This window comes from Microbacterium sp. NPDC058389, from assembly GCF_042722305.1.
Lineage (GTDB): Bacteria > Actinomycetota > Actinomycetes > Actinomycetales > Microbacteriaceae > Microbacterium.
Genome location: NZ_JBHXJQ010000004.1, coordinates 318772 through 334745, shown reverse-complemented (window position 1 = coordinate 334745; position 15974 = coordinate 318772). Strand labels below are relative to the sequence as shown.

Below are 15974 nucleotides of genomic sequence, written 5' to 3'. Positions count from 1 at the left end.
ATGCCCGCCGTCAACATCACCCTCCAGCCCCGGCCCGAGCTCGACCCGTCGGTCGACCACGAGATCCAGGCCATCGTCGCGGGAGCGCTGCAGGGCGAGACCTGCAACACGGACCTCGCCGCCGGCCCGTGGGACTTCGACACGCGCCCCGGCTACGGACCGGGCTCCTCGATGGGCGACGTCATCCCGACCGGGTCGCCGCGCCAGGGCGAGCTGCCGCGGGAGTACCGCGAGGCGTCCGAGGCCGAGCTCGCCGAGCGCGTCCGCGCCGCGAAGGCGACCCTCGGCGAGCGCGTCGTCGTCCTCGGGCACTTCTACCAGCGCGAAGAGGTCGTGGTCCACGCCGACTACGTCGGCGACTCGTTCCAGCTCGCGAACGCAGCCCTCGAGCACCCCGACGCCGAGGCGATCGTCTTCTGCGGCGTCCATTTCATGGCCGAGACCGCCGATCTGCTCTCGCGTCCCGAGCAGGCCGTGATCCTCCCCAACCTCGCCGCCGGCTGCTCGATGGCCGACATGGCCGACATCGACCAGGTCGAAGAGGCGTGGGAGCAGCTCGCCGAGATCTACGGAGACATGGACGCGAAGGATGCCGACGGCCTCGTGCCCGTCGTGCCGGTGACGTACATGAACTCCAGCGCCGCCATCAAGGGCTTCGTCGGCCGCCACGGCGGCATCGTCTGCACGTCGTCCAACGCCCGGACGGTGCTCGAGTGGGCGTTCGAGCGCGGTCGCCGCGTGCTCTTCTTCCCCGACCAGCACCTCGGCCGCAACACCGCGAAGGCGATGGGCGTGCCGCTGGAGCAGATGCCGATGTGGAACCCGCGCAAGCCGTACGGCGGCTCGGACGCGCAGACCCTCGCCGACGCCCGCGTGATCCTGTGGCACGGCTTCTGCTCGGTCCACCGCCGCTTCTCGGTCGACCAGATCGAGAAGGCCCGCGCCGAGCACCCGGGCGTGCGGGTCATCGTGCACCCGGAGTGCCCGATGGAGGTCGTCGACGCGGCCGACGAGTCCGGCTCCACCGACTACATCCGCAAGGCGATCGAGGCCGCGACCGAGCCGACGACGTTCGCCATCGGCACTGAGGTGAACCTCGTGCAGCGCCTCGCCGCCGAGCACCCGCAGCACACGATCTTCTGCCTCGACCCGGTGGTGTGCCCCTGCTCGACGATGTACCGCATCCACCCCGGCTACCTCGCCTGGGTGCTCGAGGGGCTCGTCGACGGCGAGGTGCGCAACCGCATCACTGTCCCTCAGGACGTCGCCGAGCCGGCGCGCCTCGCGCTGGAGCGGATGCTGGCGGCCAAGCCGCCGGCGGCCCCCGCAGCCGACTGGGAGAACGCCTCATGACCGAGACCGCAGCGCCGCGCGCGATCGTCGTCGGCTCCGGCATCGCCGGCCTGCTGACGGCGCTGCACGCGGCCGAGCACGGCTGCCGCGTGACGCTCGCCACGAAGGACGTGCTCGAACACGCCAACACGCGCTTCGCGCAGGGCGGCATCGCCGGGGTCATGTTCGACGACGACCGCGCCGAGGACCACGTGCACGACACGCTCGTCGCCGGCGCCGGACTCAGCGACGAGGCCGCCGTGCGCGTGCTCGTCGACGAGGGGCCGGACCGCATCCGGGAGCTCATCGCGCTGGGCGTCGCGTTCGACCGCGACGATCGCGGCGGCTTCGTGAAGGGCCTGGAGGCCGCGCACTCCTACCCCCGCATCCTCCACGCCGGCGGCGACGCCACCGGCACGGCGATCGAGAAGGCGCTCGTCGCCCGCCTCCGCGCGAGCGAGGTCGCCGTCGTCGAGCACGCGTTCCTCGTCGACCTCGTCGTCACGGACGGCCGGGTCGCGGGGGTCGAGCTCATCGTCGGCGAGTCCGACGCGGTCCCCGGGCGGCGCGAGACGCTCACCGCGGACGCCGTCGTGCTCGCGACGGGCGGCGCCGGCGAGCTGTACGCCCACTCGACCAACCCCGAGGTGGCCACGGCCGACGGGATCGCCGCGGCGATCCGCGCCGGAGCCGAGGTGCGCGACCTGGAGTTCGTCCAGTTCCACCCCACGGTCCTCGCGGTCGGCGACTCGTTCCTCGTGTCGGAGGCCGTGCGCGGCGAGGGCGCGACCCTCGTCGACGAGCACGGCCGCCGCTTCGCGTTCGACGCGCACCCCGACGGCGAACTGGCGCCGCGCGACGTCGTCGCACGCGCCATCGCCCATCAGATGGAGGTGCAGGACGGGCGTCCGGTGTTCCTCGACGCCACCCGGCTGCATGCGGACGACCCCGCCGAGCGCGCCGAGTTCCTCGCGCGCCGATTCCCCACGATCGACGCCGCCGTGCACGAGCGCGGTCTCGACTGGGCGCGCGAGCCGATCCCGGTCACGCCGGCGGCGCACTACCTCATGGGCGGCGTCGCGACCGATCTGTTCGGCCGCACCAGCCTGCCCGGTCTCTATGCCGTCGGCGAGGCCGCCCGCACCGGCGTGCACGGCGCCAACCGCCTCGCGTCGAACTCGCTGCTGGAGGGTGCCGTGTTCGGCGCCCGCGCGGGCGACGCGATCGCGGCGGACACGGCATCCGGCGTCTGGCCGGCCGCCGGCGTTGCCGACCTCGCGCGAACCTCGGCCGCACCGCCGGCGACGGACGTCCCGGCCTTCTCGCGTGCCGCCCTGCAGGAGTTGATGTGGGAGGACGCGGGACTCGTGCGCGACGAGGCGGGTCTCGGGCACGCGGCATCCCTCATCGCGTCCTGGCGCGCGCAGTCGCGCGCGCCGCGCACCGAGCACGACTTCGAGGACGAGAACCTGCTCCTGGTCGCCGAGCGGGCCGTCGCCGCCGCACGCGCCCGCCGCGGCTCGGTCGGCGCCCACTACCGTTCCGACGACTCCGCCGAGGTCGTCCGCGAGTCCGAGAAGGAGGCCGTCGCATGCTGACGCGAGCCGTGATCGACCGTGCGGTGGGCGCCGCGCTCGAAGAGGACGCGCCGTGGGGCGATCTCACGAGCGAGGCGCTCATCCCCGAGACCGCCGTCGCCCGTGCCGATCTCGTCGCACGGGAGCGCGGCGTGTTCTCGGGCGGCGAGGTGTTCGAGGCGGCGTTCCGGCTGACGGATCCGCGCATCGACGTGCAGCTGATCGTCGAGGACGGCGAGTGGTTCGAGCCCGGCGCGGTGCTCGCCGTCGTCACGGGGCCCGCGCGAGGCGTGCTGACCGCCGAGCGCATCGGCCTCAACTTCGTGCAGCGCATGTCGGGAATCGCGACGCTCACCGGCGCGTACGTCGCCGAGGTCGCCCACGCCGGCACGCGCATCGCCGACACCCGCAAGACCACGCCCGGGCTGCGCGCGTTCGAGCGCAAGGCCGTGCGAGACGGCGGCGGGCGCAACCACCGCCATTCGCTGTCGGATGCCGTCATGGCCAAGGACAACCATCTCGCCGTGCTGGCGCAGAAGGGGGTCTCGGCCACCGACGCGCTCCTTGCGGCGAAGGACTTCCTCCCCCACACGACCCATATCGAGGTCGAGGTGGACCAGCTGGACCAGATCGAGCCGGTGCTCGCGGCCGGCATCGGCACGATCATGCTCGACAACTTCTCGCTCGACGACCTGCGCACGGGCGTCGCCCAGGTCGCGGGGCGCGCGACCGTGGAGGCGTCGGGCGGTGTCTCGCTCGAGACGGTGCGGGCGATCGCCGAGACGGGCGTCGACGTCATCTCGGTGGGCGCGCTCACGCACTCGGCGCGCGCCCTCGACCTCGGCCTCGACGTCCGGATCGACGCGGCCTGAAGCGCCGGTCAGCCTTGGGAACCCGATGAGCCTGCTCTACCTCGACAACGCCGCGACCACACCGGTGCGCCCCGAGGTGCTCGAGGCGATGATGCCGTACCTCACCCGCTGGTACGGCAACCCGTCGAGCCACCACACCGTGGGCGAGGCGGCGGCCGATGCGCTGGCCGACGCGCGCTCGCGCGTCGCACGGGTGCTGGGCCTCCGCGCCGGCGACATCGTCTTCACGAGCGGCGGCACCGAGGCCAACAACCTCGGGATCAAGGGCATCGCGATCGCCGCGGCATTGCGCCGCGACGATCGTCGCGCCCACATCGTGACGACGCCCATCGAGCACGAGTCCGTACTCGAGTCGATCGACTATCTCGAGCGCGTCCACGGCTTCGCGGCGACGCGGGTGCCGGTCGACGCGGACGGCCGGGTGCCGGTGGATGCCGTCGCCGCGGCGCTCCGCGATGACACCGCGCTCGTCGTCGTCGGCTACGCGAACAACGAGATCGGAACGATCCAGGACGCCGCGGCCCTCGCCGAGGCCGTGCACGCGCACGGCGCGCCGCTGCACCTGGACGCCGTGCAGGCCGCCGGGTGGCTTCCGCTGTCGGCGACCGGGCTGGGGTACGACGCGATCTCACTGGCCGGTCACAAGCTCGGGGCGCCCAAGGGCACCGGGGTCCTCGGCGTGCGCGGCCGCATCCCGCTGGAGCCGCTGCTGCACGGCGGCGGGCAGGAGCGCGGCCGCCGCAGTGGCACCGAGGACGTCGCGGGCGCCGTCGGGTTCGCGACCGCCCTGGAGCTGGCCGAGCAGGAACGGGTCGAGGCATCCCTCCGCGTCACCGCCATCCGCGACCGGTTCATCGCCCGCGTGCTCGAGCGGGTCCCGTCGGCGCGGCTCACCGGCGACCCCGAGCACCGTCTCCCCGGCACCGCGAGCTTCACGTTCGCGGGGACGAGCGGCGAGGCCGTGCTGCTGGAGCTGGAGCGCCGCGGCGTCGTCTCGTCGAGCGGATCGGCGTGCGCCGCCGGGAGCGACGAGCCCTCGCATGTGCTCGTTGCGATGGGGGTCGCGCCCGAGGTGGCGCAGACAGCGGTGCGCTTCACGTTCCCGCGCTGGCTGAACGCGCCGCTGGACGCCGTCGCCGACGCAGTCGAGGCATCGGTCGCGGCCGTCGCGGGATGACGCGATCGGGCCGGCGCCCCCGCCGCGCACCATAGGATCGGGGACGTGCAGAGCCCCGTCGTGACCGTCATCGTCCCCGGCTACGACGTCGGACTCTACGCGGCCGAAGCGCTCGACTCGCTGCGTACGCAGACCCGCGGCGACTGGGTCGCGGTCCTCGTCGACGACGCGTCGAACGACGAGACCGGGGCGCTCTTCGACGCCGCCGCGGCCGCCGACGACCGGTTCCAGGTGGTGCACCACCGCGAGCGCAGCGGCCTGAGCGCCGCACGCAATACCGGGCTCGACCTGGTGCGCACACCGTTCGTCGGCTTCCTCGACGCCGACGACCGCTACACGCCACGAGCGCTCGAGCGCCTGGTCGGCACCGTCGTCGGCAGCGGCAGCGACATCGCCCTGGGCGCCTACGTGCGGCTGCGCCCCGAGGGGGACGGTCACTACGTGCCCGGCTCCGTCCAGCCGTGGGTGGCCGCCGCCACCGACCCGGCGCGCACCGGCACGACCCTCGACGCCCACCCCGAGGCATCCGGCAACATCGTCGCCTGGTCCAAGGTGAGCCGCACCGAGCTGTGGCAGCGCACCGGCCTGCGCTTCCCCGTCGGCAAGGCGTACGAGGACCAGATCGTCGCGCAGCAGCTGTACACCCGCGCCCGCGCGTTCGACGTCATCCCCGACGTCGTCGTCGAGTGGCGGGAGCGCGCCGACGGCTCCTCGATCACGCAGCACAAGGGCGAGCTGCCCGTGATGCGCGACTACCTCGAGGCACTCGCCGGCGGGATCGAGGTGCTGGATGCCGCCGGCCAGACCCGCGCGGCGGCCGCCCGGGTCCGGCTCATCCTCGCGATGGACCTGCCGCCGCTCGTCGACCTCGCCCGCGACCACACCGATCCGGCGTATCGCCGGGAGCTCGGCGCGTTCACGCGCACGCTCTGGGCGCGCGCCGGCGGCGTCGAGCCGGCCGAGCCCGCGGCCACCGCGATCGCCGCCGCCCGGCTCTGGTGACCAGCGCGCAGCGGCGGGTGATCGCGCCGCGTCAGTCCTCGGCCTCGAGCGCCTGCTCGGCCTCGAGGATGCGCGACGACGCGAGCTGCTGCGCGGCGAGCTCGGCGTAGAGGCCTCCCGCGGCGATCAGCTCCGCATGGGTGCCGGACTCCACGATGCGGCCGCCCTCGACGACGTGGATGACGTCTGCACCGATGACCGTCGACAGGCGGTGCGCGATCGTGAGCGTGGTGCGGCCGCGGGATGCGGCATCCAAGGCCTCCTGCACGACCCGCTCCGACACGGTGTCGAGGGCCGACGTCGCCTCGTCGAGCAGGAGCACCGGCGGGTCCTTGAGCAGCACGCGCGCGATCGCGATGCGCTGCTTCTCGCCACCCGAGAGGCGGTAGCCGCGTTCGCCGACGATCGTGTCGTATCCGCGCTCGAACCCGGCGATCACGTGGTGGATGTTCGCCGACCGGCACGCGGCCTCCAGCTCGGCGTCCGTCGCGTCGGGCTTGGCGTACCGCAGGTTCTCGCGGATCGTCGCGTGGAAGAGATACGTCTCCTGCGACACGATGCCGACGCTGTCGACGATGGACTCCTGCCGGAGGTGGCGCACCTCCTCGCCCGCGAAGAGCACGGAGCCCTCGGAGGCCTCGTACAGCCGCGGCGTGAGGTAGAGCACGGTCGTCTTGCCGGCGCCGGACGGTCCGACGAACGCGACGTGCTGGCCGGGCTCGGCCACGAACGACACGCCGCGCAGCGTCGGGTGCGCGTCGGGCGCGGCATCCGGATACCGGAACACGACGTCCCGGAACTCGATCCGGCCGAGCGGGCCCGGCGCGTCGGCGACGTCGATCGCGGCGGGGGCGTCGCTGATCGCCGGCACGAGGTCGAGGTACTCGAAGATGCGGGCGAACAGCGCCGACGAGGTCTGCAGATCGAGCGAGACGCGCATCAGGCCCATGAGCGGCATGAGCAGGCGCGCCTGCACCGTCGTGAAGGCGACGATCGTGCCGGCCGTGATCGCGTCGGCGCCGTCCGAGATGAAGTACCCCGAGACCAGGTAGATGACGGCGGGGACGCTCGCCATGAGCACCTGGACGACCGCGAAGAAGCCCTGGCCGCTCATCGCGCGGCGCACCTGCAGACGCACCTGGTTGGTGTTCTCGTCGGCGTACCGGGCGGACTCGGTGCGCTGGCGGTTGAACGACTTCGACAGCAGGATCCCCGAGACGCTCAGGGTCTCCTGCGTGATCGAGGTCAGCTCCGACAGCGACTCCTGCGTCTCGCCGGCGATGCGCGCGCGCACCTGGCCGACGCGACGCTGCACGATGACGAGGAACGGCATGAGCACGACCGCGATGATCGTGAGGCGCCAGTCGATGATGATCATCGCGACGAGGGACGCCACCACCGTCACCGCGTTGCCGAGGATGCTGGTGACGGTGTTGGTGAGCACGCCGGACACCCCGCCGACGTCGTTCTGCAGCCGGGACTGGATGACGCCGGTCTTCGTGCGCGTGAAGAACGCGAGCTCCATAGCCTGCAGGTGATCGAACAGCTTGGTGCGCAGGTCGCCGGTGACGCGGTTGCCGACCGTCGAGGTGAGCCACGTCTGCAGCACGCCGACCCCGGCGCCGAGCAGGAACAGCGCGATCATCGCGAGCACGAGCTGCCACAGCAGCGTGAGGTCGGGCGCCGAGCCGTCGACCGGGAACAGCGCGTCGTCGAACACGCGCTGCACCAGCAGGGGCGGGATGACGGCGAGGCCCGCGCCGACGACGACCAGTACGCCGGTGAAGACGATCGACCACAGATACGGCCGGAAGAGTCCTACGACACGCGCGCCCAGGTTCGGGATGCGGGGCGCCGACGCATTCGCGCGGCGCTGCGCCTCGGTGTCGACGGGCCGGAACCCGGGATGCCCTCCCCCGCCACCGCCACGCATGCTCACCCCGCCAAGCCTAGTGAGCGTGTCGACATCGGAGGCCGGCGCTAGGCTCGCGGTATGACCTCGACTCCCGACGCCCCCGAACACGACGGCAGCGACCTCGCGGAGCTCCGCGCAGAGATCGACGAGCTCCAGGCGATCCCGCACGAGGAGGTCGTGAACCCGCTGCCCCACAGCCTCGAGGAGCGCGAGCCCGAGGCCGGGCCGACCGACGCGATCGGCTCGGAGGACTGGGACGCCCCCGAAGAGGGACCCGCCGACAGCTGACCCGCGGCAGCCATTCGCCGAGATCGCGTTCCCGGATCGGGAATGCGATGTCGGACCCCGCGGTTACCTTGGAGGCTTGCCATCCTCGGGTGGCACATTGCTGTCCGTCCGAGCCGCGAGGAGACCACCCATGGCCGCCATCGAAACGACCCCCGGAACCGGCAGCATCCCCGCTGCCACGGGGCCCGGCGCCGCTCCGGCGCTGCGTCCCGAAGAGAGCCGCGTCGTGTGGCTGCTGCTCGCAGCGGCCTTCGTCGCCATCCTCAACGAGACCACGATGGGTGTGGCGATCCCGCACCTCATCACCGACCTCGGCATCACCGCGCTGGCCGCGCAGTGGCTGACGACCGCGTTCATGCTGACGATGGCGGTGGTCATCCCGATCACCGGCTTCCTGCTGCGCCGCTTCACCACCCGCACGATGTACGTCGCGGCGATGGGACTGTTCTCGCTCGGCACGCTGATCGCCTTCCTGTCGCCCGGCTTCACGATGCTGCTCGTCGCACGCGTCGTGCAGGCGTCCGGCACGGCGATCATGATGCCGCTGCTCATGACCACGCTCATGACGGTCGTGCCGCCCGCGATCCGCGGCCGCATGATGGGCCGCGTCAGCATCGTGATGTCGCTCGCCCCCGCGATCGGCCCGACCCTGGCCGGCGCGCTGCTGAACAACTTCGAGTGGCGCTGGATCTTCGGCGTCGTGCTGCCGATCGCCGTCGTGGCGCTCGTGGTCGGCGCGCGGTGGATCCACAACCTCGGCGAGACCACGCATGCGCCCATCGACGTGCTGTCCGTCATCCTGTCGGCCCTCGGCTTCGGTGGCCTGGTGTTCGGGCTCAGCCAGCTCGGCGCGGGCGGACACGGCAGCGGGGCGGATGCCGCGGCCGCGAGCGCCGCGTCGACCACGACCCTCGTCGTGGCCCTCACCGTCGGCATCGTGTCGCTCGGACTGTTCGGGTGGCGCCAGGTCGTGCTGCAGCGCAAGGACGACGCGCTGCTCGACCTGCGGGTGTTCCGCAGCGCGAACTTCTCGCTGTCGATCGCGCAGATGGCGATCATGTCGATGGCGTTCTTCGGCGCGATCACGGTGGTGCCCCTGTACGTGCAGGACGTCCTGGGCGTCGACCCGCTCACGACGGGCCTCGTCGTGCTGCCGGGCGCGCTCGCGATGGGCCTCGCCGGCCCGCTGATCGGCCGTGTCTACGACCGCTGGGGCACGCGCATCCTGCTCGTGCCGGGCGCCGTGATCACCAGCGCGATGCTGTGGTACTACACGACCTTCACCGAGACCACTCCGGTGTGGGTGCTGGCCATCGCGCAGACCGTGCTGTCGATCGGCCTCGCGCTGTCGTTCACGCCGCTGTTCACCGCGTCGCTCGGCTCGCTGCAGCCGAAGTTCTACTCGTACGGGTCCGCCGTCGTCGGCACGGTCCAGCAGGTGGCCGGTGCCGCGGGCATCGCGCTCATGTTCGGCGTGATGGCCGCCGCCAGCTCCACCGCGACCGAGGCGGGTGCGGATGCTGTGACCGCGGGAGCCGCGGGCACACACGCCGCCTTCCTCACCGCCGCGATCCTGTCGCTGCCGCTGCTGGTCGGGGCCTTCCTCATCCGCAAGCCGGCCGATCAGCCGGAGGGGATGCCCGCCGGGCACTGATCCCGCCGCGTCGCGTATCTCACCGATGCCCCGCTCCCTCGACAGGGGGCGGGGCATCGGTGATTCTTGATGCACCCGAGATACCTGCTGGGAGGCATCCATGATCGTCACCACACCCGAGCTGGACTCCGCGACCGGTCACGTCGCCGACATGTACGCCGGCGATCTGCGCGAGGACGGGATCGTCTACGCTCACACGCGGGCGATGGCGGTGAACCCCGAAGCGCATCAGGCGTTCGAGGCGCTCGTCCGGGCGATCGTCCCCTCGATCGGCCTGCGCAACTACGAACTGGCGACGCTCGGCGCGGCGCGCGCCGTCGGGTCGCAGCACTGCCTGCTGGCGCACGGGCGAAGGAGCCTGCGCGCGGGGCTGTTCGACGAGGATCAGCTCGCGGCGCTGGTACGGGACGCCCCCGGCAGCGGGCTCGATGACGCCGATCGGGCGGTCCTCGAGTATGCCGAGAAGGTGTCGACGGATGCCGCGGCCATGACCGACGCCGACACCCGGCGCCTGCGCGATGTCGGGTTCACGGACCGGCAGATCGTCGATCTGACGCTCGCGGCAGCGGTGCGCAACTTCTTCAGTCGTGCCTTGCTGGCCCTGGCCGTGCCCGTGGATGAGGTGCCCGGCCTCAGCCCGGCGCTTTCGGGGGCGCTGCGTGACGCGCGGCCGCGCGACGCGTCGACGCACGACGTCAGTGGTGGATGAGCGCCTTCAACGCGATCAGCACGACACCGAAGCCGGCCGTGATCAGAGCGCTCAGCAGCCGCGGCCAGAACTTCGGCGTCCAGCGGGCGACCGCGATCCAGCCCAGTACGCCGAGCAGCACGGCATTCACGACGAGGGCGGTCCAGATGGCCAGCTTGTCGTCGATGAGGTCCGTCGTGCCCAGGAGGAGGATCACCAGCGGCGCGACCGACGCCATGATCATCCCGAGGGAGTGACGGGCGGCTTCGCGGATGCTCGTGCCCAGCGCCGCGCCGCCGTCCGTCGCCGCGAGGCGGCCGAGGGTCCCCGCGTACACGTGGGCGAGGTAGAACACGAACACCGTGATCGCCACGGTCGCCAGGGCATTGCCGGACGTTCCCACCAGTGTCCCGCTGACCACGATCATTCCCGAGACGAGGATCAGGCCGTACACGGCCTCCTCCGACATCAGGATGCGGGCGACGCGGGGAGAGATATGCAGTTGCTCGTCGGTCATCGTGATTCCGACCGGCGATTCGCCGGGGCGATCAGCCGATGCTGCAGCTGCCGCCACCGCAGCACGAGTCGCCGGCGTCGACGACCGCGAGGAGGTTCTTGTCATCCGGCACGGGTGCGAGGGTGATGGTGGCCGGCTGCTGCGGGGTGCTCATACTCCCATGCTACCCATGGGCCGCACGATGGAGCCGATCAGAGCAGGGCTCCCCCGGTCTGACACGTCGGGCAGTATTGCGCCGTGGTGCTCGCGAACGCGAAATCGCGGACGGTGTCGCCGCACACCGGGCAGGACTCGCCGGCGCGGCCGTGCACCCGCATGGACGCCACCTTGGCTGCCTTCAGCCGATCGATCGGGATGCCCCGCTGTGCCTCGATCGCTCCGTTCACCGTCGACACCGTGGCGTCGAACAGCCGCTCCGTCGCGTCGTCGTCGAGCGCCGCGGCGTGCACGACCGGCGACACCCGCGCAACGTGGAGGATCTCGTCGGAGTACGCGTTGCCGATGCCCGCGAGCGACTCCTGCTCCTGCAAGATCGCCTTCACCTGCTTGCGACGGCCGCCGAGGGCGGTGTCGAAGTCGCCGCGGGTGAAGGCGGGGTCGGCCGGATCGGGCCCCAGCTTGGCGATCGCCGGCACGTCGCGCGGGTCGGCGACGACGTACAGCCCGAGCGACACCCAGGTGCCGGCATCCGTCGCCTGCAGGGTCGCGCCACCCGACAGCTCGAACGCGGCGAGCGCGGGCGGCTGGTCGGCGTCGGGTTCTGGAGCACCGTCGTCGAGCCACCTCATCCAGCCGTGACGGCCGAGCGACACGACGAGTCTCGTGTCGTCGAGCAGGAGCTCCACATGCTTGCCGTGGCGGGCGGCGCCGGTGATCGTCCGCCCGACGAGGCTCGCCGGCGGCGCGGCGCGCGTCTTCACCGTGCGGAACTCGAGCACGTCGGCGCCGAGGATGTCGCGCCCCGACCCCGCGTCCGCAAGGAACCGCGTGAGGGCCTCGACCTCCGGTGACTCAGGCATGGGCCCATCCTGCCACCCGGTGCCGACATCCTTCAGGCGTGCGCGGGCGGGCGGTGCGGGATCGGAGAGGGTGCGAAGGGTCCGAGGCTGACCGACTGCTCCAGCAGCCGCAGCGTTGCGCGCAACAGCGACTCCAGCGTCGTGAACCGGGCCGAGCCGATGCCGGCCGACACCCACACCGCCTCGTAGACGCCGTCGTCGAGCAGCTCCACGTAAGCGACGACGCTCGCCGCGTCCCTCCGCGAGACGCTGCGATCGCACAGCCGCCAGGCGCGATCGGCGAGCGGCGTGAGCTCGAGCCGCTGGATGTCGTCTTGTCGCATGGCGCGACCCTGCGCCGACGCAGCCGCCGCAGGGAGGGGCTTGACTCCGAGCGCTGCGCGTGCGTGCCGCCCGTGGCGCCCGCGTCGCACGCCACCGGCATCGCGCTCGTCGCTCCGCTCAGCGCTCGGTGATCGAGGAGTCCGCCCACAGCAGGCGCGCGTTGGGCGCGAAGCCGTGCCGCGCGTACATGCGGACGGAGTCCGCGGATGTGTGGACCGTCACGTGCTCCGCACCACGCGCCCGCGCGGTAGCGAGCACCGCCTCGACGAGCCGTCCGCCGATCCCGGCATCCCGGCGCCCCGGAAGCACATAACAGGACTGCAGGTCGCCCGACCAGCGATCGAGGCTGTGTGTACTGGCGACACGCGGAGTGAGTGCGAGCCATGCCATGCCGACGATGCTGCCATCGGGGTCGACGGCCACATGGGGGACGTGTGTCTCCCGGTGCGCCCGCGCCCACGCCGCGGCACCCTCGACGAAGCTCCGCTCGTCGGCTCCGGCGGCGCCGCCGCGCTCGGTCGTCCACAGCCAGCGGAGCCGCACGACGCGCTCCAGCTCGTCGTCCCTCGCGATCCGGATCTCGACGTCTTCGGGCATGCCGGTTCCTCCTGCCGTCTGCGCGGTCACCCGAGGCGGTCTGCGACCGCACGCGGCTCGGGTGCGGGCGCAGCCCGCCGCAACTCCCAGCGCACCCCCGCGATCGCCACCGCACCCACGACGGCCGCCGTACCCGCGATCGAGAGGGCGATCGTCCAACCCCACAGCACCGTCACCTCGACGCGGTCGTACAAGAGGTCGTCGGTGACCTGGACGATCACCACCCACAGCATGAACGCGAGCACGAACACGAAGCCGGCCGCTGCGAGCAGCGAGATCAGGAACGGGTTGCGCATCGGCGATTCCTCTCGGTCACGGGCGATGGGCGGCGCGCTCGTTGCCGCGCTTGTACTGTCCCGTCACGCGCGCCATCACCTGCTGGGGGTCGGCGCGCTCGACGTCGATGAGAAACCCGTGCGCGGCAGCCCCGCGCAGGGTCGCGGCCCGGCGCCCACGATGACGCACCTCCACGTGCTCGCCGTGTACGACGAATTCGAACCCGCTCGGCACACCGGGCATCTCAGCCCGCCATTCCGGGCATCGGCTCGGTCGACACGTCGATCGTCCCGAACGGGAAGGGGCTGAACACCGTCCACGAACCCGACATCAGGTCGTCGAGGGGCACGAGCTGGAACCACACGTGCGACACGATGATCGCGACCGCGGCCAGGACTCCGATTCCTGCGACCGCCCGGTCGAGCGTGCGCAGTGCTGCGCGCTCGTCGACGGCCTTGAGCACGCGTCCGATCGCGAACAGCACGATCAGCCCGATCGCGATGACCACGAGCGGGGTAGGGCGCAGCGTGAGCTGCACGCAGGTGGGCGGCAGGTCGGTGGATCGACCGGCCGAGTCGACGAAGCCGCCACTCCCGTCGGAGCCGCCTGCGCAGCCGCCTGCGCTGGCGACGGTGACGGCGGTGTATGCGAAGCCGGCGACGAGCGCCACGACCAGCACGCGCCGGATCCGGGCGATCACGGCGCGGCCCGGGAGCGATCCGGCCTCAGTGGCGGTGTGGGGTGCAACGGGGAGTGTCACGCATCCTCTTCCTCGATCGGCGTGATTGAAGGATGCCGCACCGGGTGCTGCCTCCGCCACCTCGCTGTGCCGCTCAGTGTCGGGTCGCGTCGTCGTGCTCGCGCCGCAGATACTGCGGCGCCTGCACTCGCCAGGCCTCGGTCACCAGCTCGGCGAAGTGGTCGGGCGCGATGCCCGCCATGCGGAACGCGATCTTCGGCTCACCCCAGCGCGTGGTCGCGGGCAGGAAGACCGTCGGCTCCATCTCTCGCAGCGCGAGCGCATCCTCCGCGTCGGCGATCTTCACGCCGACGACGAGCTCGGTCGCCACGATGGCCCGCACGTCCTCGGGGATGCTCGGCCACGGGTGGCACTCCCACGCGTACAGCTTGCCGCGCACGAACCACGCCGCCCCTCCCGTGGTCTCGCGTTCCTCGCTGCCGGGGAGTCCCGCGGCGACAGCACGCAGATCGTCGAGGGTGGCCATGGCCATGAGCGTACGCGGCACTCCCGACACCAGGGTCGGCGTCACACGCGACCGTCCGGACTGCGGCATCCCATTGACCCGCGCACCGACCACTGCTCTGATGAGCGCATGGAGACGATGGTCGACGTCGACTATGTCGTCGTCGGGGCGGGGGCCATGGGCATGGCGTTCGTCGACGCGCTCATCGAGAGCAGCTCCGACCTCTCGGTGGCGCTCGTCGACCGTCGCGTCGGAGCCGGCGGGCACTGGCTCGACGCGTACGGGTTCGTCCGGCTGCACCAGGCCTCCGCGTTCTACGGCGTGGCTTCGACGCTGCTCGGCGGCGGCCGCGTGCAGACGACCGGACCGGAGCGCGGGCTGCACGAGCGGGCCGGCGTGTCCGAAGTGTGCGCCTACTACGCCCACGTGCTCGAGCGCCTGATCGCGACAGGCCGCGTCGTGTTCCACGGACGCAGCGAGTACCTGCGCGATCGCCGCTTCCGATCCCTGCTCAGCGGCGCGCGCTTCCACGCTCCCCGGGCGCGCGTCGTCGACGCGAGATACCTCTCGCCCGACATCCCGTTCACGACGCCTCCCCCGTTCGCGGTCGAAGAGGGCGCCCGCGTCATCCCCGTGAACGGGCTTGCCGCCATCGACGCACCTCCCGAGCGGTACGTCGTCGTCGGCGCAGGCAAGACCGCGATCGACACGTGCGTGTGGCTGCTCCAGGGCGGGGTCGCGCCCGATGCGATCACCTGGGTGCGCCCGAGGGATCCGTGGCTGCTCAACCGTGCCGTCGTCCAGCCGGATCCGGCGATCTTCCTGGGCATGGGCGCCGACACGATGGCGGCCGCCGCAGGCGCCCTCGACCCGGACGACGTCTTCTTCCGGATGGAGGATGCCGGGATCATGCTCCGCATCGACCCCGGCGTCACCCCGACGATGGCCAAGACGCCCACGCTGGCACAGTGGGAGCTCGCTCTGGTGCGCACGATCGACGACGTCGTCCGCCGCGGGCATCTCCTGGGGGTCTCGCCGGGTCGCCTCCGATTCGCGGGCGGGGACGTGCGCATCCCCGCCGATGCGCTGATCGTGCACTGCGCGGCGGAGGGGCTGAAGTATCCCGGCCTGCGGCCGATCTGGACGCCCGAGACGATCACTCCGCAGCCGGTGCGCGTCGGATTCCCCTGCTTCGGCGCCGCGCTCGTCGGCTACGTGGAGGCCACCCGCGGCGACGACGCCGAGAAGAACCGGATCTGCCGCCCCTCTCCGTACTCCGACACGACGGCGGGCTGGGCGGCCATGCAGGTCATCGGCGGCGACGCCTCACTGGCGATGTCGAAGGAGACCGACCTGCGATCGTGGGCGAACCGCACGACCCTCAATCCGGCCCGCATCGCCGACGATCGCGCCGACGACCCGGCGGTGGTCGACGCCCTGGCCCGCATCCGACAGCACATCGGCGCCGGTCGCGCGAGACTCGCCGAGTTCGCCGCACGGTGATCGCACAAGCGCCTCCCGCCGCGAGTCC

General features: G+C 72.0%; 19 protein-coding genes. 9 read left to right on the top strand and 10 right to left on the bottom strand.

Annotated features, from left to right (window positions below):
• The 5 genes from nadA to ACFWJ8_RS08390 are packed head-to-tail and all read left to right on the top strand — an operon-like array spanning position 1 to position 5960.
• Positions 1–1353, top strand: a complete 1353-nt coding sequence (nadA, locus tag ACFWJ8_RS08410) for a quinolinate synthase NadA (protein ID WP_378810549.1) — start codon at positions 1–3, stop codon at positions 1351–1353.
• Positions 1350–2930, top strand: coding sequence for an L-aspartate oxidase (nadB, locus tag ACFWJ8_RS08405; protein ID WP_378810548.1), 1581 nt, complete (start codon positions 1350–1352; stop codon positions 2928–2930). The genes nadA and nadB overlap by 4 nt, the downstream gene beginning before the upstream one ends.
• A complete protein-coding gene (gene nadC / locus ACFWJ8_RS08400; RefSeq protein WP_378810547.1) occupies positions 2924–3781 on the top strand; it encodes a carboxylating nicotinate-nucleotide diphosphorylase in 858 nt (285 codons plus the stop codon). Before nadB ends, nadC begins: the two co-directional genes overlap by 7 nt.
• Positions 3782–3812: 31 nt before the next feature.
• Entirely contained in the window at positions 3813–4958 is a 1146-nt protein-coding gene (locus ACFWJ8_RS08395; protein ID WP_378810608.1) for a cysteine desulfurase family protein, read from the top strand.
• Positions 4959–5003: 45 nt separating this feature from the next.
• A complete protein-coding gene (locus ACFWJ8_RS08390; RefSeq protein ID WP_378810545.1) occupies positions 5004–5960 on the top strand; it encodes a glycosyltransferase family 2 protein in 957 nt (318 codons plus the stop codon).
• Between the two features lie 31 nt (positions 5961–5991).
• Here the strand turns inward: ACFWJ8_RS08390 and ACFWJ8_RS08385 are convergent, their stop codons facing one another.
• The gene (locus tag ACFWJ8_RS08385) at positions 5992–7893 is read right to left on the bottom strand and encodes an ABC transporter ATP-binding protein (protein WP_378810607.1); all 1902 of its coding nucleotides are present in this window, start codon (positions 7891–7893) and stop codon (positions 5992–5994) included.
• A gap of 60 nt (positions 7894–7953) precedes the next feature.
• Here ACFWJ8_RS08385 and ACFWJ8_RS08380 point away from each other — a divergent pair, with 60 nt between their 5' ends.
• The 3 genes from ACFWJ8_RS08380 (at position 7954) to ACFWJ8_RS08370 (ending at position 10526) form a co-directional block, all read left to right on the top strand.
• Positions 7954–8163, top strand: coding sequence for a hypothetical protein (locus tag ACFWJ8_RS08380; protein ID WP_378810543.1), 210 nt, complete (start codon positions 7954–7956; stop codon positions 8161–8163).
• A 130-nt stretch (positions 8164–8293) separates the two neighbouring features.
• Complete coding sequence (locus ACFWJ8_RS08375) at positions 8294–9817, top strand: MDR family MFS transporter (protein WP_378810542.1); 1524 nt, start codon at positions 8294–8296, stop codon at positions 9815–9817.
• A gap of 100 nt (positions 9818–9917) precedes the next feature.
• On the top strand, positions 9918–10526 hold the full coding sequence (locus tag ACFWJ8_RS08370) for a carboxymuconolactone decarboxylase family protein (protein ID WP_378810541.1): 609 nt from the start codon (positions 9918–9920) through the stop codon (positions 10524–10526).
• Here ACFWJ8_RS08370 and ACFWJ8_RS08365 read toward each other — a convergent pair.
• The 9 genes from ACFWJ8_RS08365 to ACFWJ8_RS08325 form a co-directional block, all read right to left on the bottom strand.
• Positions 10513–11022: a hypothetical protein gene (locus tag ACFWJ8_RS08365; RefSeq protein ID WP_378810540.1), complete on the bottom strand. Its 510-nt coding sequence runs from the start codon at positions 11020–11022 to the stop codon at positions 10513–10515. The genes ACFWJ8_RS08370 and ACFWJ8_RS08365 overlap by 14 nt on opposite strands.
• A gap of 31 nt (positions 11023–11053) precedes the next feature.
• Complete coding sequence (locus ACFWJ8_RS08360) at positions 11054–11176, bottom strand: hypothetical protein (protein ID WP_378810538.1); 123 nt, start codon at positions 11174–11176, stop codon at positions 11054–11056.
• Between the two features lie 37 nt (positions 11177–11213).
• Positions 11214–12041, bottom strand: a complete 828-nt coding sequence (locus ACFWJ8_RS08355; protein ID WP_378810537.1) for a DNA-formamidopyrimidine glycosylase family protein — start codon at positions 12039–12041, stop codon at positions 11214–11216.
• Positions 12042–12073: 32 nt separating this feature from the next.
• On the bottom strand, positions 12074–12364 hold the full coding sequence (locus tag ACFWJ8_RS08350) for a hypothetical protein (protein WP_378810535.1): 291 nt from the start codon (positions 12362–12364) through the stop codon (positions 12074–12076).
• Positions 12365–12482: 118 nt separating this feature from the next.
• Entirely contained in the window at positions 12483–12962 is a 480-nt protein-coding gene (locus tag ACFWJ8_RS08345; protein WP_378810533.1) for a GNAT family N-acetyltransferase, read from the bottom strand.
• Between the two features lie 26 nt (positions 12963–12988).
• Positions 12989–13258, bottom strand: coding sequence for a hypothetical protein (locus ACFWJ8_RS08340; RefSeq protein WP_378810531.1), 270 nt, complete (start codon positions 13256–13258; stop codon positions 12989–12991).
• Positions 13259–13274: 16 nt separating this feature from the next.
• On the bottom strand, positions 13275–13481 hold the full coding sequence (locus ACFWJ8_RS08335) for a hypothetical protein (protein WP_378810529.1): 207 nt from the start codon (positions 13479–13481) through the stop codon (positions 13275–13277).
• A gap of 1 nt (position 13482) precedes the next feature.
• The gene (locus tag ACFWJ8_RS08330) at positions 13483–13998 is read right to left on the bottom strand and encodes a hypothetical protein (protein ID WP_378810527.1); all 516 of its coding nucleotides are present in this window, start codon (positions 13996–13998) and stop codon (positions 13483–13485) included.
• A gap of 73 nt (positions 13999–14071) precedes the next feature.
• Entirely contained in the window at positions 14072–14464 is a 393-nt protein-coding gene (locus tag ACFWJ8_RS08325) for an MmcQ/YjbR family DNA-binding protein (protein WP_378810526.1), read from the bottom strand.
• A 108-nt stretch (positions 14465–14572) separates the two neighbouring features.
• Here ACFWJ8_RS08325 and ACFWJ8_RS08320 point away from each other — a divergent pair, with 108 nt between their 5' ends.
• Positions 14573–15946, top strand: a complete 1374-nt coding sequence (locus ACFWJ8_RS08320; protein ID WP_378810525.1) for a pyridine nucleotide-disulfide oxidoreductase — start codon at positions 14573–14575, stop codon at positions 15944–15946.
• Positions 15947–15974 lie beyond the last annotated feature (28 nt).

Excerpts from the sequence above, each read along its gene's own strand:
- ACFWJ8_RS08360 (WP_378810538.1), bottom strand. The coding sequence starts at position 11,176 with ATGAGCACCCCGCAGCAGCCGGCCACCATCACCCTCGCACCCGTGCCG.
- ACFWJ8_RS08320 (WP_378810525.1), top strand. The coding sequence starts at position 14,573 with ATGGAGACGATGGTCGACGTCGACTATGTCGTCGTCGGGGCGGGGGCC.
- ACFWJ8_RS08335 (WP_378810529.1), bottom strand. The coding sequence starts at position 13,481 with ATGCCCGGTGTGCCGAGCGGGTTCGAATTCGTCGTACACGGCGAGCAC.
- ACFWJ8_RS08385 (WP_378810607.1), bottom strand. The coding sequence starts at position 7,893 with ATGCGTGGCGGTGGCGGGGGAGGGCATCCCGGGTTCCGGCCCGTCGAC.
- ACFWJ8_RS08375 (WP_378810542.1), top strand. The coding sequence starts at position 8,294 with ATGGCCGCCATCGAAACGACCCCCGGAACCGGCAGCATCCCCGCTGCC.
- ACFWJ8_RS08365 (WP_378810540.1), bottom strand. The coding sequence starts at position 11,022 with ATGACCGACGAGCAACTGCATATCTCTCCCCGCGTCGCCCGCATCCTG.
- ACFWJ8_RS08345 (WP_378810533.1), bottom strand. The coding sequence starts at position 12,962 with ATGCCCGAAGACGTCGAGATCCGGATCGCGAGGGACGACGAGCTGGAG.
- nadC (WP_378810547.1), top strand. The coding sequence starts at position 2,924 with ATGCTGACGCGAGCCGTGATCGACCGTGCGGTGGGCGCCGCGCTCGAA.
- ACFWJ8_RS08380 (WP_378810543.1), top strand. The coding sequence starts at position 7,954 with ATGACCTCGACTCCCGACGCCCCCGAACACGACGGCAGCGACCTCGCG.
- nadA (WP_378810549.1), top strand. The coding sequence starts at position 1 with ATGCCCGCCGTCAACATCACCCTCCAGCCCCGGCCCGAGCTCGACCCG.
- ACFWJ8_RS08370 (WP_378810541.1), top strand. The coding sequence starts at position 9,918 with ATGATCGTCACCACACCCGAGCTGGACTCCGCGACCGGTCACGTCGCC.
- ACFWJ8_RS08325 (WP_378810526.1), bottom strand. The coding sequence starts at position 14,464 with ATGGCCACCCTCGACGATCTGCGTGCTGTCGCCGCGGGACTCCCCGGC.
- ACFWJ8_RS08340 (WP_378810531.1), bottom strand. The coding sequence starts at position 13,258 with ATGCGCAACCCGTTCCTGATCTCGCTGCTCGCAGCGGCCGGCTTCGTG.
- nadB (WP_378810548.1), top strand. The coding sequence starts at position 1,350 with ATGACCGAGACCGCAGCGCCGCGCGCGATCGTCGTCGGCTCCGGCATC.
- ACFWJ8_RS08350 (WP_378810535.1), bottom strand. The coding sequence starts at position 12,364 with ATGCGACAAGACGACATCCAGCGGCTCGAGCTCACGCCGCTCGCCGAT.
- ACFWJ8_RS08355 (WP_378810537.1), bottom strand. The coding sequence starts at position 12,041 with ATGCCTGAGTCACCGGAGGTCGAGGCCCTCACGCGGTTCCTTGCGGAC.